At 52.4% G+C, this 23,363-nt stretch carries 23 protein-coding genes; 12 read left to right on the plus strand and 11 right to left on the minus strand.

Annotated features, from left to right (window positions below; all coding sequences use genetic code 11):
• Positions 1-22: 22 nt before the first annotated feature.
• Positions 23-2,065 carry a (E)-4-hydroxy-3-methylbut-2-enyl-diphosphate synthase gene (ispG, locus tag ABD843_RS09685; protein WP_345082195.1) on the plus strand — a complete coding sequence of 681 codons (2,043 nt, stop codon included), beginning with the start codon at positions 23-25 and terminating at the stop codon, positions 2,063-2,065.
• A 24-nt stretch (positions 2,066-2,089) separates the two neighbouring features.
• Here ispG and ABD843_RS09690 read toward each other — a convergent pair whose 3' ends face one another.
• The gene (locus tag ABD843_RS09690) at positions 2,090-2,677 is read right to left on the minus strand and encodes a thioredoxin family protein (RefSeq protein ID WP_345082198.1); all 588 of its coding nucleotides are present in this window, start codon (positions 2,675-2,677) and stop codon (positions 2,090-2,092) included.
• Positions 2,678-2,743: 66 nt separating this feature from the next.
• On the opposite strand from ABD843_RS09690, the gene ABD843_RS09695 reads away from it, so the two are divergent.
• From ABD843_RS09695 to rsmI, 6 genes are all read left to right on the plus strand, one after another.
• Positions 2,744-3,298 carry a UbiX family flavin prenyltransferase gene (locus ABD843_RS09695; RefSeq protein ID WP_345082201.1) on the plus strand — a complete coding sequence of 185 codons (555 nt, stop codon included), beginning with the start codon at positions 2,744-2,746 and terminating at the stop codon, positions 3,296-3,298.
• A gap of 277 nt (positions 3,299-3,575) precedes the next feature.
• Positions 3,576-4,859: a tyrosine--tRNA ligase gene (tyrS, locus tag ABD843_RS09700; RefSeq protein ID WP_345082204.1), complete on the plus strand. Its 1,284-nt coding sequence runs from the start codon at positions 3,576-3,578 to the stop codon at positions 4,857-4,859.
• Positions 4,860-4,873: 14 nt separating this feature from the next.
• The gene (locus ABD843_RS09705; RefSeq protein ID WP_345082207.1) at positions 4,874-6,916 is read left to right on the plus strand and encodes a tetratricopeptide repeat protein; all 2,043 of its coding nucleotides are present in this window, start codon (positions 4,874-4,876) and stop codon (positions 6,914-6,916) included.
• Between the two features lie 36 nt (positions 6,917-6,952).
• Positions 6,953-7,741 (plus strand): CDP-alcohol phosphatidyltransferase family protein, encoded by a 789-nt coding sequence (locus ABD843_RS09710; RefSeq protein WP_345082210.1) that lies wholly within the window; start codon positions 6,953-6,955, stop codon positions 7,739-7,741.
• Positions 7,742-7,828: 87 nt separating this feature from the next.
• Positions 7,829-8,080, plus strand: coding sequence for a phosphoribosylformylglycinamidine synthase subunit PurS (purS, locus tag ABD843_RS09715; RefSeq protein ID WP_345082213.1), 252 nt, complete (start codon positions 7,829-7,831; stop codon positions 8,078-8,080).
• A 78-nt stretch (positions 8,081-8,158) separates the two neighbouring features.
• Positions 8,159-8,878 (plus strand): 16S rRNA (cytidine(1402)-2'-O)-methyltransferase, encoded by a 720-nt coding sequence (gene rsmI / locus ABD843_RS09720; RefSeq protein WP_345082216.1) that lies wholly within the window; start codon positions 8,159-8,161, stop codon positions 8,876-8,878.
• 18 nt (positions 8,879-8,896) lie between these two features.
• On the opposite strand, the gene ABD843_RS09725 is transcribed toward rsmI, so the two are convergent.
• Positions 8,897-9,568: an O-methyltransferase gene (locus ABD843_RS09725; RefSeq protein WP_345082219.1), complete on the minus strand. Its 672-nt coding sequence runs from the start codon at positions 9,566-9,568 to the stop codon at positions 8,897-8,899.
• A 158-nt stretch (positions 9,569-9,726) separates the two neighbouring features.
• Here ABD843_RS09725 and ABD843_RS09730 point away from each other — a divergent pair, with 158 nt between their 5' ends.
• Together ABD843_RS09730 and ABD843_RS09735 are read left to right on the plus strand one after the other, a co-directional pair.
• Entirely contained in the window at positions 9,727-10,680 is a 954-nt protein-coding gene (locus tag ABD843_RS09730; RefSeq protein ID WP_345082222.1) for a hypothetical protein, read from the plus strand.
• Between the two features lie 90 nt (positions 10,681-10,770).
• The gene (locus ABD843_RS09735) at positions 10,771-12,099 is read left to right on the plus strand and encodes a DEAD/DEAH box helicase (protein WP_345082225.1); all 1,329 of its coding nucleotides are present in this window, start codon (positions 10,771-10,773) and stop codon (positions 12,097-12,099) included.
• Between the two features lie 10 nt (positions 12,100-12,109).
• On the opposite strand, the gene ABD843_RS09740 is transcribed toward ABD843_RS09735, so the two are convergent.
• The 6 genes from ABD843_RS09740 to ABD843_RS09765 all read right to left on the minus strand — a co-directional run bounded on the left by ABD843_RS09740 (position 12,110) and on the right by ABD843_RS09765 (position 15,792).
• Positions 12,110-12,541 (minus strand): hypothetical protein, encoded by a 432-nt coding sequence (locus ABD843_RS09740; protein ID WP_345082228.1) that lies wholly within the window; start codon positions 12,539-12,541, stop codon positions 12,110-12,112.
• A 39-nt stretch (positions 12,542-12,580) separates the two neighbouring features.
• On the minus strand, positions 12,581-13,072 hold the full coding sequence (rfaE2, locus tag ABD843_RS09745) for a D-glycero-beta-D-manno-heptose 1-phosphate adenylyltransferase (protein WP_345082231.1): 492 nt from the start codon (positions 13,070-13,072) through the stop codon (positions 12,581-12,583).
• Positions 13,044-14,051, minus strand: coding sequence for a lysylphosphatidylglycerol synthase transmembrane domain-containing protein (locus ABD843_RS09750; RefSeq protein WP_345082234.1), 1,008 nt, complete (start codon positions 14,049-14,051; stop codon positions 13,044-13,046). The genes rfaE2 and ABD843_RS09750 overlap by 29 nt, the downstream gene beginning before the upstream one ends.
• A 118-nt stretch (positions 14,052-14,169) precedes the next feature.
• On the minus strand, positions 14,170-14,514 hold the full coding sequence (gene panD, locus ABD843_RS09755) for an aspartate 1-decarboxylase (RefSeq protein WP_345082238.1): 345 nt from the start codon (positions 14,512-14,514) through the stop codon (positions 14,170-14,172).
• 180 nt (positions 14,515-14,694) lie between these two features.
• Complete coding sequence (locus ABD843_RS09760; RefSeq protein WP_345082241.1) at positions 14,695-15,357, minus strand: hypothetical protein; 663 nt, start codon at positions 15,355-15,357, stop codon at positions 14,695-14,697.
• Positions 15,358-15,381: 24 nt separating this feature from the next.
• Positions 15,382-15,792, minus strand: a complete 411-nt coding sequence (locus ABD843_RS09765; RefSeq protein ID WP_345082244.1) for a carboxypeptidase-like regulatory domain-containing protein — start codon at positions 15,790-15,792, stop codon at positions 15,382-15,384.
• A gap of 108 nt (positions 15,793-15,900) precedes the next feature.
• Between ABD843_RS09765 and ABD843_RS09770 the strand changes: the two genes are divergently transcribed.
• Positions 15,901-16,956, plus strand: a complete 1,056-nt coding sequence (locus ABD843_RS09770; RefSeq protein WP_345082247.1) for a 2-oxoacid:ferredoxin oxidoreductase subunit beta — start codon at positions 15,901-15,903, stop codon at positions 16,954-16,956.
• A gap of 151 nt (positions 16,957-17,107) precedes the next feature.
• Here ABD843_RS09770 and ABD843_RS09775 read toward each other — a convergent pair whose 3' ends face one another.
• On the minus strand, positions 17,108-19,705 hold the full coding sequence (locus ABD843_RS09775; protein ID WP_345082250.1) for a hybrid sensor histidine kinase/response regulator transcription factor: 2,598 nt from the start codon (positions 19,703-19,705) through the stop codon (positions 17,108-17,110).
• 176 nt (positions 19,706-19,881) lie between these two features.
• On the opposite strand from ABD843_RS09775, the gene ABD843_RS09780 reads away from it, so the two are divergent.
• Positions 19,882-20,805, plus strand: coding sequence for a glycosyltransferase family 2 protein (locus ABD843_RS09780; RefSeq protein ID WP_345082253.1), 924 nt, complete (start codon positions 19,882-19,884; stop codon positions 20,803-20,805).
• A 4-nt stretch (positions 20,806-20,809) separates the two neighbouring features.
• Here ABD843_RS09780 and ABD843_RS09785 read toward each other — a convergent pair whose 3' ends face one another.
• Entirely contained in the window at positions 20,810-21,019 is a 210-nt protein-coding gene (locus tag ABD843_RS09785) for a hypothetical protein (RefSeq protein WP_345082256.1), read from the minus strand.
• A complete protein-coding gene (locus ABD843_RS09790; RefSeq protein ID WP_345082258.1) occupies positions 21,019-21,249 on the minus strand; it encodes a hypothetical protein in 231 nt (76 codons plus the stop codon). The genes ABD843_RS09785 and ABD843_RS09790 overlap by 1 nt, the downstream gene beginning before the upstream one ends.
• Before the next feature lie 245 nt (positions 21,250-21,494).
• Between ABD843_RS09790 and ABD843_RS09795 the strand changes: the two genes are divergently transcribed.
• Complete coding sequence (locus tag ABD843_RS09795) at positions 21,495-23,327, plus strand: tetratricopeptide repeat protein (RefSeq protein WP_345082261.1); 1,833 nt, start codon at positions 21,495-21,497, stop codon at positions 23,325-23,327.
• Positions 23,328-23,363 lie beyond the last annotated feature (36 nt).

Genomic DNA, 23,363 nt, shown 5'->3' on the forward strand with positions numbered 1-23,363 from the left:
ATTCTTTCATCCTGCCGTTGTTATGCAGGCCATACTTGTGGCGGGTTGTGACACATATACTAACTTCGCACCCATGTTGCAGCAATATTGTGCGTCCCTTACCAGTTACAGGCGTTTGCCCACCCGCGAGGTGCGCATAGGCGACCTTGCCATAGGCAATGGCAACCCCATTCGCATACAAACCATGACCACTACCGATACCATGGATACCATGGGTACCGTAGAGCAGACCATACGTTGTATAGAGGCCGGTGCCGAGCTGGTGCGTATCACTGCCCCCAGCAAAAAAGAGGCGGAGAACCTGCTGGTGATAAAGAACGAGCTGCGTGCCCGGGGCTATACCACTCCCCTTGTGGCCGATATACATTTTACCCCCAATGCCGCCGAGATAGCTGCCCGCATAGTAGAGAAGGTAAGGGTGAACCCCGGCAACTACATAGACAAGAAGAAGTTTGACATAATAGACTATACCGATGCCGAATATGCGGCAGAGGTAATGCGTATCCGCGAGCGCTTCACGCCCCTGGTGCGCATATGCAAAGAGTATGGCACTGCCATGCGCATAGGTACAAATCATGGCTCACTTAGCGATCGTATCATGAGCCGCTATGGCGATACGCCCATAGGCATGGTAGAGAGCGCTATGGAGTTCCTGCGTATAGCGCGCGGCGAAAGCTACCACCAGGTAGTGCTTAGCATGAAGAGCAGCAACCCGCTGGTGATGGTGCAGGCATACCGCCTGCTGGTGCAGAAGATGGATGAGGAGTTCGGCGAGTGCTACCCGCTGCACCTGGGTGTTACCGAGGCCGGCGATGGAGAGGATGGCCGCATAAAAAGCGCCATAGGTATAGGCACCCTGCTGGAAGACGGCATAGGCGATACCATTCGCGTATCGCTTACCGAGGATCCTGAGTTCGAGATACCTGTATGCCGCGATATAGTAAGGCGATACACCGGAAGGGATAATGAACCTGTAAAGCAGGAACGGATAGTACTACCTTACGATCCCTTTGCATACCAGCGCAGGCATACGGCATCGGTACACAATATAGGTGCTGCGCATGTGCCTGTGGTCATAGCCGATCACAGGGGCGAACCCACTACCGACCCTGCAGTACTGGAGCCCATAGGCTACCGCTACCATGCCGCCACCGATAAATGGACCATCAGCGATGCCGCTGCCGATCTTATCTATACCGGAGACGGTATATTCGGTTTCTCGCTGCCCGGCACGCTGCAGGTAATATGCGATCATGCCATATGGCATACCGTTGCCGACAAGAGCAAATATCATCCCCTGCTGTCGCAGAACGAATATGTGAGCAATGGCGCGCCACAGGACGCTGCCATCACCTTTGTGATGACGGATGTGCTGACCCCGCACGAAGCGCTTGCAGAGAAGCTGAAGAGTGATAGCAGTGTAGTACTGGTCACGGCCATAGAACCTATACCATCATCACTTACAAGGGTACGCAACTATCTGTCGGCGCTTATGGCAGCCGGGGTGCAATGCCCTGTGGTGCTGCGTACCGAAAGCAGGCACAGTACGGTAGATGAGCAGCTCATACATTTTGCTACAGAAGCCGGCGGCCTGCTGCTGGATGGTCTTGGCGATGGCATATGGCTTACCAACCGCAATGCCAGCCTGCAGAACACCAAGATGAGCGGCCGCACCTACCTGGAAGTAAAGAGCAATGCCCAATTCCTGAACAATACTGCGTTCTCTATACTGCAGGCCACGCGTACCCGCATCAGCAAGACCGAGTACATAAGCTGCCCCAGCTGCGGCCGCACACTGTTCGACCTGCAGGAGACAACGGCCAAGATACGCGCGGCCACACACCACCTGAAGGGTGTGAAGATCGCCATCATGGGCTGTATAGTGAATGGTCCCGGCGAAATGGCCGATGCCGATTTTGGCTATGTAGGCAGTGGCCCTGGCAAGATAACGCTCTATAAGGGCAAAGAAGTGGTGAAGCGCAACGTGCCCAGCGATATAGCCGTGAACGAGCTGATAACCCTACTGAAGGAGAACGATGCCTGGGTAGATGTGCCTGTGAATTAATGATATGGGGAGTAAAGCAAGCTATTAGTGCTTCACGGGAGCCGAATTAGCAGCGGGCTGGCCATTGCCCCACCTGGGTGTATAGTTCTTCGAATATTCATCGAACGAGCGGCGCCTGTACATATTATCGCCAAAGTATGTAAGGAATATCTCCATCTGCTGCACGCTCTGGTAGCCGGGTATGGGTGTTGGCGACTGGAAGTTCTCTAGCATGAACACTGTTTGCGGGTATGACATCTGGCCTTTCATCAGCTCTATCGCAAAGCCATTGGCCTTGTACTGTGGTGCAAAGAAAAAATCCTTGCCCTGGAAGTGTATGGTGTCCTGCCGCTCTGCATCGAACTTCACGGCATAGAAATTATTGTTGATGTATTTTACCAGTGCGGGGTTGGTATATGTGTCGGCATCCATTTTCTTGCACCAGCCACACCAACCGGTATACATGTCTATCAGTACCTTTTTGGGGGCCTGCTGCATTTTCATTTGCAGCTCCTCTATCGATGTTATCCAGTGTATCTCTTCAGCGGGTGCAGCTACAGGCGGATCTTTTTTGGCCATCATTGCCGGGCACATGGCGAACATCAGCAGAGCAAGCATCACAAGGCGTTTCATATACGAGTATTTTGATGAAACAAATTTACAAATAATCCATGTAGTTTTGCCTCGGGGTCACATTTTATGATAAAGATAGCAGTAGGGGTAACAGGCGCCAGCGGAGCCATATATGCAAAAATGCTGCTGGCCAGCCTGCAGGAAAGAAAAGATGTGGAAGTGGCTCTGGTAATGAGCGATAATGCCGCTACCGTATGGCAGCACGAGCTGGGCGATGACGATCATGAGCACCTCCCGTTCCCTGTTTGGGGCAAGAACGATTTCATGGCGCCCTTTGCCTCGGGTAGCTCTTCATACAGTGCGCTCATCATTTGCCCCTGCAGTATGGGTACACTGGGCCGTATAGCGGGCGGCATCAGCAACGACCTCATCACCCGTGCTGCCGATGTGATGCTGAAGGAACGCCGCAAGCTGATATGTGTAGTGCGCGAGACCCCGTACAACCTCATTCACCTGCGCAATATGGCCGCCGTTACCGAGGCCGGTGGTATCATTTGCCCTGCTACACCATCTTTTTACAGCCGCCCGCAAACAATAGAAGAGGCCGCCATGACGGTGATACACCGCGTGCTGCAACTGGCCGGTATAGATGACGGTGGGTATAAATGGGGAGAGGAATAACAAGAACAATGGTCTTTGGTGTGTGCATTCTAAACTGCAGATCGTATAAGGTCAGGTTTTTTGCCCCGTAGGGGCTTAATGTTTGTAGAAACACCGTAGCATACGATAGCTTTGCCCCGAATGCACCCGAATAGTAAAGGGTAGCCCCTGCGGGGCAACGTGATGCGCCTTCCATTTTTCTACAAACATTTCACCCCTACGGGGTTGTATCGTTATGTCAAAAGAGTTCATCAATGCTCTTCATACCCTATTTTTGCGCTTCTTAATACCGAATGATATGATGAACCTTGTAGCCGAATTACAGGAAAGGGGCCTGGTGCAGGATATAATGCCAGGTACCGAAGAGCAACTGATGAAGGAAATGACATCGGGCTATATAGGCTTCGACCCTACTGCCGATAGCCTGCATGTGGGCAGCTTGCTGCCCATAACCCTGCTGATGCGCCTGCAGCGTGCCGGGCATAAGCCCTATGCGCTGGTAGGTGGCGCTACAGGTATGGTGGGTGACCCCAGCGGTAAATCGGCAGAGCGCAATCTGCTGGACGTAGAGACCATTCAGCGAAACTGTGATGGCATCCGCAGGCAACTGGAACATTTCATCGACTTCAACAGCGATGCTGCCAACGCTGCCGTGATGGTGAACAACTACGACTGGTTCAGGGACTTCTCCTTCCTGGGCTTCATACGCGATGTAGGCAAGCACATTACCGTGAACTATATGATGGCAAAAGACTCTGTGCAGAAACGCCTGGAGAGTGGCGGTATGTCGTTCACAGAGTTCACATACCAGCTTATACAGGGGTACGATTTTTACCACCTTTTCAATACCCACAATGTATGCCTGCAAATGGGCGGGGCAGACCAGTGGGGCAATATGGTGACCGGCACCGAGCTCATTCGCCGCAAGGGCGGGGGCGATGCTTTCGCATTCACTTGCAGGCTCATTACCAAGAGCGATGGCAGCAAGTTCGGCAAGTCGGAGAGTGGCAATGTGTGGCTGGACCGTGAGCGTACATCGCCCTATGTGTTCTACCAGTTCTGGCTCAATCTGCCCGATGCCGATGCCGCAAAAATGGCTTTGATATTCTCTTTCAGACCTGTAGCAGAGATAAAAGCCCTGATAGCGGAACATGAGCAGGCTACACACCTGCGCAAACTGCAAAAGGCCCTTGCCGAAGAAATGACCATAATGGTGCACAGCGAGGCCGACCTGGATTTTGCGAAGCAGGCATCAGATATACTCTTCGGGCAGTCATCGGTAGAGGCGCTGCGCACGCTCAACGAGTGCCAGTTGCTGGAAGTGATGGATGGCGTACGCCAGGTGACCGGCGACAGAAAGACCCTGGGCGATGGTGCAGAGCTCGTGACCTTCCTTGCCGAGAGCGGCGTGTTCGCATCGAAAGGCGAGGCGCGCAAGATGGTACAGGGTGGTGGTATCAGCATCAATAAAGAAAAAGTGACCGCCACCGATGCCCGGCTGACCAGCGAGCATCTGCTGAACGATAAATATATACTGATACAGAAAGGCAAGAAAGACTATACACTGGCTATCTTCTCATAAATACCTGTTCCGGTATGGCATCTGTAGCAAAAGGTGGTGATATGCAACAACGGTCCACACCGCCTGTAAAGATGTATTGCCTGCTGCTGGCAATAGTGGCCATAGCGCTCTATGCCAATACCCTTCTGAACGATCATGCATTCGACGACCGCATGATGATACTGGAGAACGTATATGTGAAGAAGGGATTTGCCGGCATACCCGACCTGCTTACTACCACACATCTGCGAGGCTTCATACACCTGCCCAACGATAAATATCGCCCGCTGTCGCTGGTGATGTTCGCTATGGAATACGGCCTTTTCGGCCTCAGCCCCTTTATAGGTCATTTGGTGAACATACTGATCTTCGCGGGCTGTGTGGTGTTGCTGTTCCTATTCTTGCGGCGGTTGTTCGGGGAGGGTAGGACCAACATGGCGCTAATAGCTGCTTTGCTGTTCGTGGCACATCCCATACATACCGAGGTAGTGGCCAACATAAAGAGCCGTGATGAATTGCTTAGCTATTTCTTCGGGCTGCTTTCGCTACTGTCCTTTATGGCATACGCAAAGACCGGGAAGGCGATGCGGCTGGCAGGTGGTATGCTGCTATACCTGCTTGCATTGATGTCCAAAGAGAATGTCATTACCTTCCTGGGTATTATACCGCTGGTATTCCTGTGCTATGCCAATGAGCATCGCAGGCGTAGTATACATATCATCCTGGGTACGGTGGTCAGCGCAGCCGTCTTTGTAGGTATCGCATACACCATCATTCGCATCAATGGTACCGGCCTGCCACATGAGGCCAGCGATCTCACCCTAAATGCCCTTACTGCCGCGCCTGATGCGGCTACCCGTTTTGCCACTGCCTTCCTGGCACTGGGTATATACATCAAGTTACTGGTGATACCTTATCCGCTGCTGTGCAACTATTCTTATGCTGCCATCCCTTTTGTGGACTTTAGCAATGTATGGGTACTGCTCACGGTAGCAGTTCATGTATCGCTTATAGGTCTAGGTATATACCGCCTGGTAAAGCACCGTAAAGACCCATTGGCGTTCGCTATACTGTTCTACTTTATTGTCATGGCCATGTTCTCTAACCTGTTCGCTATGCTTGGCTCGCAGGTGGCAGAGCGTTTCCTGTTCCTGCCGTCCACAGGCTTTTGTATAGCGCTGGCACTTGGTGCAGAATGGATCATAGGCAAGGGTGGTACACAGGCACCGGTATTGAAGAAAGCGCTTCCCATACTTGTGCCGATACTGCTTGTTTTTGGCGGTATGACAATAGCCCGCAACAGCGAATGGAAGAACAATGCCACGCTTTTCGGCACAGATGTAGAACGGTCGCCCAACGATTGCAGGCTCAATTTCTTTATGGCAGGAGTAGTGGCGCCTGCACCGGGCACTACAGACCCCAATGCATATACCGAAGAGATAGGCTACCTGCACCGGGCACTGGCTATCTATCCCAATTTTATACAGGCACATACCTCTCTGGCGCAGCTATACGCCACCATCGGCCGGTACGACTCGGCCTACCTGCATGGTATAGCGGCGCTGCGCGAGAAACCCGACAATTCCCTTGCCACATATACCACAGGTACGGCATTGTATGCCCTAAGGCGATATCCCGAAGCTATACAGTGGCTGTCCGCCACCACCCGGCTGGCGCCCGACTATATGCTGGGTCACCTGAACCTGGCCCGCTGCTATGCCGATGTGAATGCTTTCGACTCTGCTATTGTCTATTACCGAAAGACACTGGTCATAGAGCCTAATTCGCTCATAGCGCTCAGGGGTATAGCTATCGCCTTTCTGCAGACCGGCAGGCACGACTCTGCCGCCGCGTACATGACGAACGTGGTGCAGCGCACAGGCGCCAGCGACGACAGGAACAACCTGGGCAGTATATATGTAGCTGCCCGGCGGTACCGGGATGCCATAGACCAGTTCGGCAGAATAATAAGGACGGATCCGTCATATACATCGGCATATATCAATATGGCCGTGGCCTACGAGCATATGGGGCAGAAGGATAGCGCCGCATTATACAGGGCAAAGGCCGGCCGTTGACCGGGGACGATAAATAATCCCTATTTTTGGCCTTCTATGAAGCATTTGCCAAACCTGCTTACACTCGGCAATCTTTTTTGCGGTTGTATAGCCATCGCATACGTCCTTACTGCCCAGCCATACACCAGCATGAACCTGCAGAACGGTATGCCTACATGGAGCTGGGTATATGGCGCCGAACAGATATACTGGGGTAGTGTGTTCCTGGCCATAGCCGGGGTCTGTGACCTGCTGGACGGCTTCACTGCGCGTGCGCTGAAGATACATTCGCCCATAGGCAAAGACCTCGATTCGCTGGCCGATGTGGTGTCCTTCGGTGTAGCGCCTTCGGTCATTATCTACAAATTTCTGTGGGATGCCCTTATGAGCGAGAAGAACGCTATGGATGTGAGTATGCTGGCCATGGCGCCTGCATTTCTCATAGCCTGCTTTGCCGCACTGCGTCTTGCCAAGTTCAATGTGACCACCAATGTGCCCAAGGGCTTCTTCTCGGGTATGCCCACGCCTGCGGTGGGTATGTTCGTAGCATCTTTTCCGCTGCTGGCATGGTACAACCCCTATGGTATAGGCAATTACCTGCACAACAAATGGGTGCTTTACATCATAATAGGGCTGCTGTGCTGGTTCATGGTGTCTACCATCAGCTTCATCAAGCTGATGCCCGCCAAATGGAACCTTGCCAGCGCATGGCCGCAGCTGATATTGGTAGTGTGTACGCTTGCCGCCATACCTATACTGGGTATAGCTACCATACCTTTCGCATTTGTATTATATATACTGCTTTCCCTGCTGAAGAAAAGGCCCGATGAGGAACTGGCACAATGATCGCTGTTGGTCATTTTTGTTCAAACTCATTACTTTCTGCCACATACTATCTACTTTCGACCAATTACTTTGTACTTTTGACGGATCATGAAATACACTGCTCACATAAACGTAATGCCGCTGAAAGAATTGCTGGACCCACAGGGTAAAGCGGTGAACAACAGTCTGCACAACCTGGGCCTGAACGGGGTTAGCGATGTGCGTATAGGAAAGTGCATAGCTATGCACATAGATGCCGCTAACAAGGAAGCCGCCGAGAACATAGCCCGCGAAGCCTGCAAGAAGCTGTTGGCAAACCCGGTGATGGAAGCATTCGACTATACTATCACCGAAGGCTAAACGCTTTTCGGCGCCGAAGAAATGTATGCCATGCCGAAAAGCATGGCATTTTGTTACCAACTTATATCATCACAGCCCATGCGCCTGTACCTGGTACCATCGCCGATAGGCAATCTCGGAGACATCACCTACCGTGCCGTGGAGACACTGCGCAATGCCGATGTGATACTGTGCGAGGATACGCGTACCAGCGGTGTACTGCTGCGTCACTATGGTATACAAAAGCCGCTTACCCCCTACCACGCGCACAACGAGCATAAGGTACTTGGTCATCTTATAGACCAGATACAGGCAGGTAAGGTCTTTGCTCTCATTACCGATGCGGGCACGCCGGGTATCTCCGACCCCGGTTTCCTGCTGGTGCGCGAGTGCCTGCGCAACGATATAAAGGTAGAATGCCTGCCGGGAGCCACGGCCTTTGTACCGGCAATGGTGCAATCGGGCCTTACCAGCAACAGGTTCGTTTTCGAGGGATTTCTGCCGCTGAAGAAGGGCCGCCATACCATGCTCACTACTCTTGCCGCTGAGCCACGCACTATAATACTCTACGAATCGCCGCACAGGCTGGTGAAGACCCTCAATGAGCTGGCCGCTCACCTGGGCGCCGAACGACAGGCTGCGGTATGCCGCGAGCTTACCAAGATGTTCGAAGAGACGAACAGGAATACGCTTGCGGCCCTTGCAGCCCACTACGAAAAACATCCGCCGAAGGGCGAGATAGTGATAGTAGTAGAGGGTGCTCCTGCCCGCAAAGGCAAACAAGAGCGGGAGGAGGAAGATGACGAAGAAGAGAACTGATCTCCTTTATCTGCTTCGCTAAATGCTGTTCACCACTGCTATGGCCATACCATCGTGGTCCTTTTCTCCTATGCTTTGTATGATAGTGGCCGTTACAGTAGCGGTTCGTGACAGCAGCTTGTTGAAACGCTGCACACCCTTTACAGCCTCATCGGTATGGTGCGGGTCCAGCACTTTGCCCTCGCGTATCACATTGTCGGCCACTATGATGGTGCCGGGGCGCGATATTTTCAGCGACAATTGCAAGTACTCGGCATAGGGGGGCTTATTGGCATCTATGAATATCATATCGAAAGGAGCTGCGCCCTCGTTGAATAGCTGTTCCAGCGTATCCAGCGCCTTGCCGATGCGTATTTCCACTTTTTCTGCCATGCCGGTGCGCTCCATGTTCTGCTGTGCTACTGCGGCAAAATGCGGATCAATTTCCAGTGTGACCACTTTACCATCCGACGGCAAGGCTCCGGCAAGCCATAACGTACTGTAGCCTCCCTGGGTTCCTATCTCCAGTATTCGCCTGGCATTACACATATGAGCGAATACCTGCAGCAATTTTCCCTGCCCGGCCGATATGTGCCATGCAGGTACACCAGATGCGGTGTTGTGTGCGAGCAGGGCCTCAAAAACATCACCACCTGTACCGAACAGACCATTTATATAGCGATCCACATCGCCGAAAATTTGTCTTTCCATGTGGTAAGAACGTAGAACTGGATGGACATATTGCAGGCGACACATCTCAGTGTTGAGGGTGGGTTACTTATCCACAAAATGTTGCATTTGGTCTGAAGCGTTGACAAATATTTGTAAACTTGTTGCCACTATCGCTATAACGAACGAAAATGAATAACATGAAAAGAATGATACTGCTGCTGCTGTGCCTGGGTACCCTGAGCGCCAGCGGACAGGGATGGAAGAGCAGTGCTTTGAAGAGCAGACCGGTAAGCAAGTTCCGCTACAAGGTAGATACGTTGCAGTATAAGGGGCAGCCTGTGGCCATACAGCGCTATGATATGGAAGAGCTGGGTATGTCTGTAGAGAACGGCGCTACCGACCATTTGCTAAAACTGCATTTGTACAGGTTGCAAAGCCAGATGGATCTGATGAAGGAATACATGCTGAAGGGAGAACCGGGCTATAGGGACGATGCTGAGGGAACACTGGAAAAAGTAATAGATGCAGATAAGAATTTCAACACCACGAACTATGAGCAGGAACTGGCATTCTACCGGAAAATATGTGGTGTAAAAAGCAAGATAGAAAATGCCGCGGACGAACGAAGAGAAAAAGAGCGGCAGGATAGCATAAGCAGAGAACTGGAAATGAAAAGGAAGCGCTTTGCACTGCGCGATCCGAATGTGATAGCCGATGAGGACCGGGAACTGGCAAGTTGGTATACGGGAGTAGAACCATACGGATCGGTAGAAAGAATGGCGTGGGAGAAGATAAACAGGATAGAAGAGGCCGAGGAGCGGAGGCAACTGGACTCTTATGTGAATGCGCGTATGGAGCAGATATACCTGCAACTGATGGAGGAAGAGAAAAAGCAGAAAGCAGAAGCACAGGCCGCGAAAAAGAAGCGGAAGGCCGACCTGATAGCCAAGTATGGCACTGAGGTAGGTGGTATGATAGCATCGGGCAAGGTGGCCATAGGCATGTCTACAGATATGTGTGCGGCCGCATGGGGCAGGCCTGCCGACATACGCAAGATAACCACTGCGAAAAAGGAACGCCAGCAATGGGTATATGGTAAGGGGAAATACCTGTACTTCGATAATAATGTACTGGCCAAGATACAGGAGTAGCATAGCATATCGGGCTCACAAGGTGCTGTAGTAAGATACGGCATTCTCATATGTGCATCGCCCCCATTTTCATTTACCTACCTTTGCGCTATGCAAGACCATGCCTACCCAATACAGAAGATACTGGACAACCTGAAAATAAAGGCGCTGAACGAGATGCAGCAGGCCGCGCTGGATGCCGGAACACGGCCCGGCGATGTGATACTGCTATCGGCCACGGGATCGGGTAAGACGCTGGCCTTTCTGCTGCCTGTACTGCAGGGGCTGGATGCCGCCAAACGCACCACGCAGGCGCTGATAGTAGTGCCATCGCGCGAATTGGCGCAGCAGATAGAGCAGGTGTTCCGCTCTATGGGCACGGGGCTGAAGATAACCGCATGCTATGGCGGCCACCTGCGTGAGACCGAGGAGAACAATCTGGTGGAGCCGCCGGCACTGATAGTAGGTACCCCCGGCCGCCTGTGCGACCATATACGCCGCGAGAACATAACAGTAGATACCATAACCACGCTGGTACTGGATGAATATGACAAGACACTGGAACTGGGCTTTGAGGAGGAGATGGAATTCCTGGTGCGGTCGCTGCAGGTGGTGGATAAACGCATCCTCACATCGGCCACACGCGCACCGGAGCTGCAGGGATTTGTAGGTCTGAACGAACCTGTGACACTGGACTTTTTGCCGGAAGAGGCATTGCCGGTGGAGAAGCTGGCAATAAAAATGGTGCGATCGGATGAGAGGGACAAGATAGATACGCTTTTTGCACTGCTGTGCCACCTGGGCAACAGGCCTTCCATCATCTTCTGCAATCACCGCGATGCCGTGGAGCGTACCAGCAAGCTGCTGGCAGAGCGGGGTATCATCAATACCTTTTACCATGGCGGTATGGAGCAGCAGCAGCGCGACAGCGCACTGTGCAAATTCAGGAATGGTACGGTGAGCTTCCTGGTGACCACCGACCTGGCAGCACGGGGACTGGACATACCGAACATCCGTTACATCATTCACTACCACCTGCCCGATACCGAGGCCAGCTATACGCACCGCAATGGCCGCACCGCACGCATGAATGCCACAGGTACCGCCATACTGATACTGGGCCCGGAGGAGGCAATGCCCGAATACATAACCGAAGAGGCAGAGGAGATAATACCGGGTGATGAGCTGCGCCTGCCGGATACTCCGCAATGGATAACGCTATTCATAGCCGCCGGGAAAAAGGATAAGGTGAACAAGGTGGACATAGTGGGCTTCCTATCGCATGTAGGAGGGCTGAAAAAGGAAGATATAGGGCTGATAGAGGTGAAGGACTCCTTCTCTTTTGTGGCCATACGCCGTTCTAAGGCCACACACACACTGCATGTGATAAAGAACGAAAAGATAAAGAACAAAAAGGTGATGATAGCCGTGGCGAAATAGATGCCGCAGGCTACTTATTTATCTTCACAGGCAGGTTTTGTGGGATGCCGTTCATCTTGCAGCCGTGCAATGATCTGACCTTGTCTTGCGGGCAGTTGCAGGAGAAAGTACTATAGCTGTAGTCGGTGAAACGATAGGTCCTGTTCACCGCAGGGACGTATACTTCCCATTCATACTGATCGGACAGGCCCTCATTGTAATAGGGGTAATAGGACCTGTTGCTGTCTACCTGTCCCAGATAGGTAGTATCCAGGCGCTGTTCGCGTGTCACCTTGGTAAAACCTGAACCCAATGCATAGCCCGTAGTATATACGGTATCGAGCTCGGTGGTATCGAACCCATAGAATTGCAGAGTGATGCGGTCGTTCTCCACACATGCTTTTTTGGTGCAGCAGGCCGAAAGAGTGAGCACAATGACAAAAAGGGCAAGAACGGCTTTCATAGGTATATCTTTCCTGTAAAGATATGGAAAGTAATTTGCCTATAAACCCCTGATGCGGTCTATGAGGGATGTAGTAGAGTAGCCCTCTACAAAGGGAATGATGTGTACCTGGCCGCCGTTCTGCTGCACGGTATCGGCACCTACTATCTTATCTATGGTATAGTCGCCGCCTTTTACAAGTATATCGGGCTTTACCAGCTCTATGAGTTCTTTGGGTGTATCCTCATCAAAGAGACAAATGGCATCGGTACAGAGGAGGGAGGCAAGCTGGAAAAGGCGGTCCTGCTCGTGTGTAACGGGGCGGGTAGGGCCTTTGAGGCGTTTTACCGATGCATCGGTATTGACGCCGATGACCAGCTTGTTGCCAAGGCTGGCGGCACGCGCCAGCAGGTCGAGGTGGCCGTGATGCAGAATATCGAAGCAGCCATTGGTGAACACTATCTTGTGCCCCAGCACACGCCAGCCATTGCACTCGCGCAGCAGCGCATCGCGTGTAAAGATCTTACGCTGTATCCATTGCAGCTTGTCCATAGCGTTTGCGATTATAAGGTTGAATGGCAAGAAGGGAGCCAAGCCCCAGTACCAGTATAACAGCCGTCTGTGCTACCCAGGCTATCCAGCCAAAGGCCTGTGCGGGCACCTCGGGCACACTGTATGCCACCAGCATCTGTGCCACCAGCAGCGTATAGAGGCCTATACCACCGGGTGTCACTATCATGCCTATGCTGCCGTATACCAGCACTACCAGTGCAGTGGTGAGGGACAGGCCGGCGGTCTCGGGCAGGCACCAGAAGCCGATCCAGAGCTGCAGCAGGTACATGGACCATATGAGGACCGTATAGCCGAGGAAGGCCCATCTTTTCTTCATGCGAATGATGGAGAAGATGCCGCCCAGCATCTCTTTTACGAACTGGCCTATTTTGGAGTTCTCATATTTCTTGTACAGCATGATGGCCACAGGTATGGCCACTACCGCACCTATGCCCAGTATGATGAGCAGTACCTTGCTATGCTCGAACTTTGCCTGCATATCGGCCGTCTTGGCCGATAGGTATGTACCCAGGAACTGGGCCTGCAGCACGAAGGCCAGCGCAGCTATGACCAGCAGGCACACCATATCGAAGGCGCGCTCTGCCACGATGGTGCCTATCATCTTGTGTACGGGCGCTTTTTCGTATTTGGCAAGCACGGTACATTTGGCCACTTCGCCGGCGCGGGGCAGTACCATATTGGCTATATAGCCTATGAGCACGGCAAAGGTGGTATTGGTGACCGATGGCTTGAGGTCTACGGTCTCCAGCAGGTAACGCCAGCGTATGGCCCTGAAAAAATGGGACAGGAAACCGATAAGGAATATGGGTATGAGGTACCAGGCATTGGCATTCTTTATGGCCTGTGTGAGCTCTATGCGCTGCTGATCGCTGAGCTGGTGCAGCATGTGGTATATGATCCATATGCCCAGGCCGAAGAACAGCAGGTATTTGAGTATGGTGAAGATGGTCTTCTTCATAAGGAAATAAAGATACGCAACAACAATGTTCAGGGATCGCTAAAAATGTACTGATCTCCGTTAGTTCACTTTTGCATAACAAATAATGTGTGATGCGCGGTGAATGCAGGGCCTGCTATTACAGGGTGTTACCTTCCTTGGGGAAGATGACCGAAGGCTTATATTTCTTTGCCTCCTCGAACTCCATGCTGGCATATGATATGATAATAACAGTGTCGCCTACGCCTATACGGCGGGCAGCGGGGCCGTTCATGCATATCATACCCGAGCCGCGTGTGCCTTTTATGACGTATGTTTCCAGTCGCTCGCCATTGTCCAGATCGAGTACCTGCACTTTTTCGTTCTCTATGAGGTTGGCGGCATCCATAAGGTCCTCATCGATGGTTATGCTGCCTATATAGTTCAGGTTGGCCTCGGTGATCTTTACCCTATGTATCTTGGATTTCAATATTTCTATGTGCATAGCGCCGCAAAGGTAGGAGGTTTAATTGAAAAACACGGCGGTAGCAGCATAGTGAGAATGAGTACAATAGCTCAGGGGTTTTACCCAACCCTATATAAAATACCATCATTCACCAAGCCTTTATGACGTGATCGCAGTTCCACGAAGCCTGACAGAATTAGCATGTGTGTGGTGAGCGGGTCAGAACCTGTATGTAAGACCGTAATTGAAGATGCCCTTATAGCCTATGCCCAGCTCTGCGAAGCCACCGAGCGCCCTGCCTACGCGTATGCCTATGGGTGTGGCCTGGAAAGTGGTATAGACCTTGGTAGAGGCCGGAGGAGGGGTAATGCTATACTCTGAGCCCGGGTTATCGAGGGTGGTGGTCTGTGCGCTGCGGGTGATGCCGAGCGCTACTACGCTGTAGAAGCGCAGCATGCCATGTGCGGTCTCGCCATAGTTGAAGGTGACCTCGGGCGCTACTGTGAACGTACTGCGCGAAAAACGACCATAGGCTATATCGTAAGGGTCGAAAATGCCGGTAAGGATGCCCTGGTGGGTCTGCCACTGACCGGTCTCGCGCTCCAGCACGCCTGTGACGCCCAGCGATACGACCCGGGATAAATGATACCTGTAGGTGAGCGATATAGCGCCACTGGCGGTGGTATTGCTGTAATCGACGTATTGCAGAAAGCCGGCGAACATCTGGTGCAGAGGCAGCAGGCCATGGCCAAAGATGATCTCGCTGCCTATGAAGGGTGCAGGTGTTTCGTCCTGCTCATTAGCGGGTGTTGCAGACTGTGCAAAGGCTGCAAATACGGTGCTTTGCAGCAGCAGGAGCGTACATAGGTATCTTTTCAGCATAAGGGTGGGTATTTCGGGTGTATATTATTTTTTGGCCGTCGGCTTAGCTATATCGGTGTAAGATATGGCAGAGTCGGTGGTGGGCTCACTGGTGGCTATATCTATCTGGGTGACCCTTAGTTTGCTGACAGGTACTCCATTGATAATGAGTCGTTTGGCCGATGGGTATACCAGCCGCAGGTTGTAGGTGCCGGGCAGTACATTATTGGTCTCGAAACGGCCCGATGCATCGGTATAGCCGGACGAATTGGTGGCCGAATCGTTGTAATAAATGAATGCCTGTACCTTGGGTATGGGCCTGTGACGGGCATCGGTGATGGTGCCGCCAATGGCGTTTTTGCGAATTTTTGCTTTTCCGGCAGGTTTGGCAGTGTTCTGTGCGTGTGATGCCCCGGCTATGAGGAGGCAGGCAATAACGGCTATTATCGGCTTCATAAGTTCTATCCGTTTGATGAATAAAAGTAAGTAATATTCTAAAATTTCGATACTTCCGGCAGTGTTATTTCATACCCTGCGTGTAATACAGTAATTTTGCGGCCGTAAATGAGTGCAGTTCTTATGAGTGATGCAGTGACGGCGGCGGCTACGCCCCTTTCGGCCAAAGACTTTGCCACCGACCAGGAAGTGAGGTGGTGTCCCGGTTGCGGCGACTATTCCATATTGAAGCAAGTACAGACCATATTGCCGCAGACGGGTATACCGCGCGAGCAGATAGTGATCATATCGGGCATAGGGTGCAGCTCGCGTTTCCCCTACTATATGAATACCTACGGCATGCACTCCATACATGGGCGTGCAACGGCCATAGCCAGCGGCCTGAAGGCCACGCGCCCCGAGCTGAGCGTATGGATAGTGACCGGCGACGGCGACGGCCTGAGCATAGGTGGCAACCATACCATTCACCTGCTGCGCCGCAACTTCGATGTGAACATACTGCTGTTCAACAACCAGATATATGGCCTTACCAAGGGGCAATACTCGCCCACATCGGAGGTGCATAAGGTGACCAAATCGACCCCGGCGGGCAGCCTGGACCACCCCTTCAACCCTATGGCGCTGGCCATGGGTGCAGAGGGTACCTTCCTGGCCCGCAGCATGGACCGCGACCCCAAGCACCTGCAGCAGATGCTGCTGCGCGCGAATGCACACCACGGGGCTTCCTTTTTGGAGATATACCAGAACTGCAACATATTTAACGATGGTGCGTTCGAGATATTCACAGAGAAAGGTACACGCGCTGCCGAGACCCTGGTGCTGGAGCAGGGCAAACCGCTGATATATGGCACTGCAAAGGACAAGGGTATACGCATGGATGGCTACAAGCCGCAGCTTGTGGACCTGAACGCAGGCGGCTATAGCGCCGACGACCTGTGGATACATGACGAGGCCGATATGTACAAGGCACAGATGATAACCCGTTTCTTTGACGACCCAACGGCAGAGGGACACTTCCCGAGGCCGTTCGGGGTGTTCTATGCAAAAGAGCGATCGACCTACGAAGACGACATGCAACTGCAGATACAGGAGATGGTGGCCACTAAAGGCAAGGGCAACCTGGACAAGCTGCTGAGCGGCAAGGAAACGTGGACGATAGGGTAGTTGGAGTTAGGTATTGGGTATTAGTTATTGGTTATTAGGTATTAGGCGACCGTGGTCACCTGTTAAGAGATAGAGGGACATTTGGTGATGCCAGATGTCCCTTCTTTTTTATCAATTCCCTAATTCCCAATACCTAATAACTAATTCCCAATTACCCCTTTACCTTATTGACCACCTCGCTGGGAGGGTAACCGAAATGATCGGTGAAACAGCGGGTGAAATAGGATTGTGATGTGAAGCCGGTGGCATAGGCGGTCTCGGTGATGTTCCCTTCTTTTTTCAGCAGCATCTCTTTTGCTTTCTCCAGGCGCAGGCTTTTGATGAGCTCGGAGGGAGAGAAGCCCGTAAGCGTTTTTATCTTTCGCTGGAAATGGCTGCGGTTCACGTTCATCAGCTCGGCCAGCCGCTCTACAGAGAATTGGGCATCATCGAGATGCTCTAGTATGATGGTATGACAGCGCTGGGTGAAAGGATCCGTATCCTGTATGCGCTGCTCTACGGCCTTCTCTTCGTTGGTGACCTGTGCCTGGTAGCGTGCCTTGTGGCGCTGCAGCAGATCTAGCTGGCTCTTGACGGTATTTTTGAGCTCGGCCGGGCTGAAAGGTTTGGGCAGGTATGCCTGCGCACCGCCTGCCATACCCTCGATACGGGTATCCTGCGCGGCGCGGGCGCTAAGGATGATGACGGGTATGTGGGCCGTCACCTCGTTGGCGCGTATCTCGCGCAGCAGTTCCATGCCATCTTTTACTGGCATCATCAGGTCTGTGACCACTATATCGGGCAGGGTGTCTTTTATGGCCGCCGAGGCTATGCTGCCATCACTGGCCGGTATCACTGTGTACCCCTCATTCCGCAGCAGGGTGGTGTTGAAGTCCAGTATATCCTTATCGTCCTCGGCCAGCAGTATGACAGATGTGTTCTCCCCGGCAGGTATGGCCTGTGCCTGTACGCTACCCGCGCGTTGCAGCAGGCATGTGACGGTAAAGACGGCACCCTTGCCCGGAGCGCTCTCTACCGTTATAGTGCCTTGCATGAGGGTGACCAGTTCTTTTACCAGTGCCAGGCCTATACCTGTGCCTTTTTCGCGGGCGGTCTGCTCGTTTCGCGAGCGATAGAAGCGTTCGAATATCTTTTGCTGCTCTGCTGCGGGTATGCCGGGGCCGCTGTCCCATACATTGATGGTGAGGGCTACTGCATCCTCGTGCTGCACTGATGCGACCTCTATACCTGCGGTGCCACCTTCGGGAGTGTACTTTATGGCATTGCCCACGAGGTTGCTGAGTATCTTCTCCCATGCATCGCCATCGAAGCTGGCCTGTATATGTGCATCGCACTCGCAGGTGAGCGTAATGCGCTTGGCCGCGGCCTGCTGGCGGTGGTGCTGGAACAGTTGCTGTACAAGCGCTCCCATATCGCCCACATGTACCTGTAGTGCGTAGCGGGCAGCATCGATCTTGGAAATGTCCAGCATCTGGTCCATAAGGTCGTTGAGGCGCTCTGTATTGCGGGCCGCGATATCCAGCTGGTGCAACATGGCCTTGTCGGTAATGGTATTCTGCAATACCTCTACGGGGCCTTTTATCATAGATAGCGGAGTGCGTATCTCGTGCGCTACATTGGCAAAGAACCTGCCCTTGGCCTCGTCTACCTTTTTGCGTACCCTGTTCCGGAAGGTGATGTAGGCGAATGCCCCTATGCCCAGCGCTACTACTACTATAGCTATGATGATGATGATAAGCATAGTGTTCTGCTGCTGTTTCAGCTCCAGCTGCTGCGCCTGTATGGTGGCCCTTGCTTTTTCAGACTGGTATTGCTTGTCTAGCTGAAGGGCGTAGTTGTTTATATCCTCGTGCGCAAAGGAGTCGTTGAGCGTAGCGTATAGGTGCAGGTACTTATAGGCGGTCTTGTGATCGCCGAGAGCGGCATAAGACTCTGCCATGGTGCCGTATACATGGGCCAGCTCGCGCTTCTGGCCGTATCGGCCCGCGGCCTCTTCAGAGAGGAGGTAGTATTTGATGGCCTCTTTGTAGTCTTTGTTCTGAAAGGCGTAAAAACCGAGATTGAAGGTGACACGGAACAACTGGGAGACATTGCCCAATGCCTTCCAGAGGTCGTATGCCTGCAGGTAGCAGATCTTGGCAGAATCGAGCCGGCCGGTGACGGTGTGATAGGCACCCATGTTCAGCAGGTAATATGCCTTCATAGAGCTATCATTGGTGCGGGCCACTATCTCGCCTACTTTGTTCAGCAGTATACGCGCGCTGTCGTATTCTGCCAGCATCTGGTGGGTAACGGATAGGTTTATGAACGCATTCCCCATACTGTCCATACCCTGTATGCGGCTTAGTATATCTATATGGTGGTGGTAGTATTCCTTTGCTTTTTGCCCCTGCCCTTGTGAATAGTAGTAGTAGCCAAGCTCGCCATACAGTATGCCCAGCTCTTTCTCGAACGCAGGAGACCGGCACAGGCGCAGCGCCGCGAAGAATGTCTCTGCGGATGCTTTCTCCTTTTTTAGTGCCAATAGTGATTTGCCCTTCATACGCATAGCCCTGAGCAGGGCGAGGGTGTCGCGGGTCTTCTGGCCAATGGTCATTGCCTGATCGGCATAGTATATAACGGAGTCGTGCTGTTTGGCAGCGGCGGCAAGGCGTGCTTTTTCTATCCATACAGGAGCCGATCCGTCCTGCGCCCATGACCGGGGTGAGATGCAGGTAAGCACAACGGCCAGGATAATGACCGGTAACATAGTGGCCCGTATGAATACTGCTTTGGATGATGGCATCCCGTATATGTGCTGTGGTGTGAGTGGCAAAATTAGGTGGTTATTGATAATGATATGATCTGGAGTGGGCAATGCATGGTTTTTTTATGGTATTCTCCCTGTTGCCATGTATAGGTCGCATATCGTAAATTTGCGACCTGATGCAATATCCGTTCAAGGTCTCGGCAGTGATATGCTCTTATAACAGGGCAAGGTTCATCATCAATGCTGTTGATAGCCTTTTCGCGCAAGACTATGACAAGCGCCTGTACGAGGTGATAGTGGTGGACAACAACAGCACCGATGAGACCGTGCAGTTGCTGGCCGCCTATAAGGCCGCGCACCCCGAACTGAACTTCAGCTACTATGTAGAGACCCAACAGGGCGTGGCCTATACCCGTACCCGCTGCGCACAAGAGGCAAAGGGAGAGATAGTGGCCTACCTGGACGACGACTCTACTGCGCAACCGGGCTGGCTATCTTCCATAGCATCTTTTTTCGATGCGCACCCGGCCACATGGTCGGTAGGGGGGAAGATAACGCCACGGTTCCTGACCGGCATACCAGACTGGTATTCCAAATATTTCTTCGGGCTGGTGGGAAACTTCGACCAGGGACCGAACATCAAGAAACTGACAGGGGCACGCTATCCATGCGGCGCCAATATGGCCTTCAGGAAAAAGGTATTCGACGAGATAGGGTATTTCAATACCGACCTGGGCAGAAAGGGAAAGGGCCTGCTGGCCAACGAGGAGAAGGATATATACCTGCGGATACTGGCACACCACCATGATGTGCATTACCTGCCGCATGTAGCGGTGCTGCACAGTGTAGAGGCCAACAAATTCGATAAAGCATATGTGCGCAGGCACAGCATGGGCATAGGTGGCGGAGAGCGGCTGCGGCTGAAGGGTAATGCCATGGCGCTGCTGCTGAAATTTGTGGAGTACATGGCCAAATGGGGCTATGCGGTAGTATATGGCATAGGCTTCCTGCTGCGCGGGCAGTGGAGCAAATTCGTGATGCTGGAGCGTTTCCGCTGGTGGGTGATAATGGGCTTCCTGGACCCGCATGGGGCCGAGTAGCCGGTCAGCCTTTTTGTAGCAGTTGCAGCAATTCCTTTACCAGCCGCTGCAATGTCTTCTTGTTCTTATTTACCTCTTTTATACTGCTAAATGATGCCAGCCGCCTGCCATCGGCATGGTCGCCTTGCAGGATGCCTGTAGCGCCATCATCTACCAAGACGCCCTTCAGGAAGACGAGGCGAACGGCGTCTTTCCTGAACAGGTTGAAGACCACTATGTGGCGTTTGTATTCCTTAGGTTTGAAGGGGGCATCTCGCCGGTATAGAAAAAAGCAGGGGCGTTCCAAGCTATCTCCTCGCCTACGGTACTGTGGGTGGCGAGTATGAGCCGGCGGAGCTCTTCCACCACATCCTTCAATGGGTGCTGGAGGGTGGCCATATAGCTATCGACCGCAGTGGTGTCGGATGGTTTGGTAGTGATCGCTTCTGTTTTCTTTGCAGGCATGGGGAGTAGTGTATCAAGGCGTACTAAGATACAAGAGATATTTGTTATGAAAAGAGCGCATTTCAGATCTTTGTATATAGGCCTCACCCCAGCCCTCTCCGGGAGAGAGGGAGATCTTATGTCCGCGCTGTCGCGCGGGTATTATTGTATATATCATGCAAGATCTGAAATGTACCCACAGGAAGTAGCAAGATGAGCGTAATGAGGATAATGCTGTAATTTTCGACACGGAACGGGCAAATAAAATGAAACAAGAGCAAGCATATAGTACAGGTATGATAGATGGGGTATGGAAAAAGCTGGCCCTGCTGCTGACTCTGGTGGCTTTTGTGGTATATGCGAATACGCTGGTGAATGACTTTGCCCTTGACGACTACCTGGTGATAAAGGATAATGCTTTTGTGGCAAAAGGACTTGGAGGTATATTCGATATACTGACCACTCCTTACCACAAAGGATTCAATAGTGCGGCCACGGAACTGTACAGGCCGCTGTCGCTGGTGGTATTCGCTATAGTACATCAGTTCTTTGGCGCTGCGCCTGCTGTGTATCACCTGGTGAATGTGCTGGTATATGCAGGTTGTGTGGTGGCGTTCTTCCTTTTCCTGAGCAGGCTGTTCAGGCGCAGGAGGGTGGTAATGCCCTTTGTTGCCGCACTGTTGTTCGCATTACACCCCATACATACCGAGGTGGTGGCCAATTGCAAGAGCCTGGACGAGCTGCTGTGTTTCCTGTTCTGCTTCTCTGCCATGAATATGTTACTGGCCTATACAGAACGAGGCAGGGCAGTGCAACTGGCAGGCAGTGCTGTACTATATCTGCTGGCATTCCTGGCAAAGGAGACGGCGGTAACAATGCTGGCCATAATACCCTTTGTACTGCTGGTATACAGGAACGAGGATAAGAAACGTACCATGACGGCCATAGCAGCCATAGTGGTGATGGCCGGGCTGGCGCTGGCAATGAGGTATATGGTACTGAGCCCCTATAGTACTGCAGCTACCGATATAAGCTTCATAGACAACCCACTTGCAGGTAAGCACATACCAGCCGCTACCCGCATGGCCACGGCCATACTGATACTGGGGAAATACCTGAAATTGTTGCTGTTGCCATATCCGCTTATTTGCGACTATTCGTACAATAGTATACCCTTTGCAGACTTTGGGAATATATGGGTGCTGCTATCTCTGGTAACATATATGGTACTTGCTGTAGTGTGTGTGCTGCGGCTACGCCGCTCCCGTACCGATATGTATGGGTTCGGTATTCTTTTTTACATGGTCACTTTGTCTTTGTTCACCAATATTCTGTTCCTGATAGGAGATAATATGGCAGAGCGATTTTTGTTCTTCCCATCGGTGGGGATATGCATTGTTGCAGCGCTGCTGGTAGAGCGCCTGGCGCAGCGCGATGATATGAGCGCATTGTACCGGCCACGAGTACTAGCCATACTGCTGCCGGTATGCCTGGCGTATGCCGGTATAGCAGTGGCGAGGAATGCAGAATGGAAGAACAATACAACGCTCTACACCGCAGATGTGCAGAAGGCACCCGAGGATAGCAGGCTCAATTTCTTTGTAGGGAACGAACTGTCGCAGACGGGAGACCTGAGAGGCGGGATAGCCTACATGCAAAAGGCAGTGGAGATATACCCGGAGTATGCAGCAGCACACCTGGAGCTGGGCAGGGCGGCATACGATGCAAAGATGCCCGATGTGGCCGAGGTGCATGCGCGCAAGGCGCTGGAACTACTACCGGGTAACGTAACAGCGGCCAACAGCCTTGGGGCCACATACCTTGCCAAAGGTAGGTATGATGAGGCTATAACTATATATGAGGGCGTGATACGCAGGGAACCGGGCAATGTGCTGGCCCACTTCAACCTGGGAGCCAGCTATGCCAACAAGCAGCAATATGCACAGGCGTTAGCGGCCCTGCGCGCTACGGTGATGCTGGACCCCGCTTATGGCAACTATACACCCTACGAATACATGGTGCGTATATACCAGAAGATGGGCATGCCCGATTCGGCGACTGTGTATGAAGGGGTGCTGCGCAGGGTAGGGAGAAGGTAAAAAAGCGAAAGGAGAGAGGCTTGACCCCTCTCCTTT

It is taken from the genome of Nemorincola caseinilytica (assembly GCF_039540515.1).
Lineage (GTDB): Bacteria > Bacteroidota > Bacteroidia > Chitinophagales > Chitinophagaceae > Nemorincola > Nemorincola caseinilytica.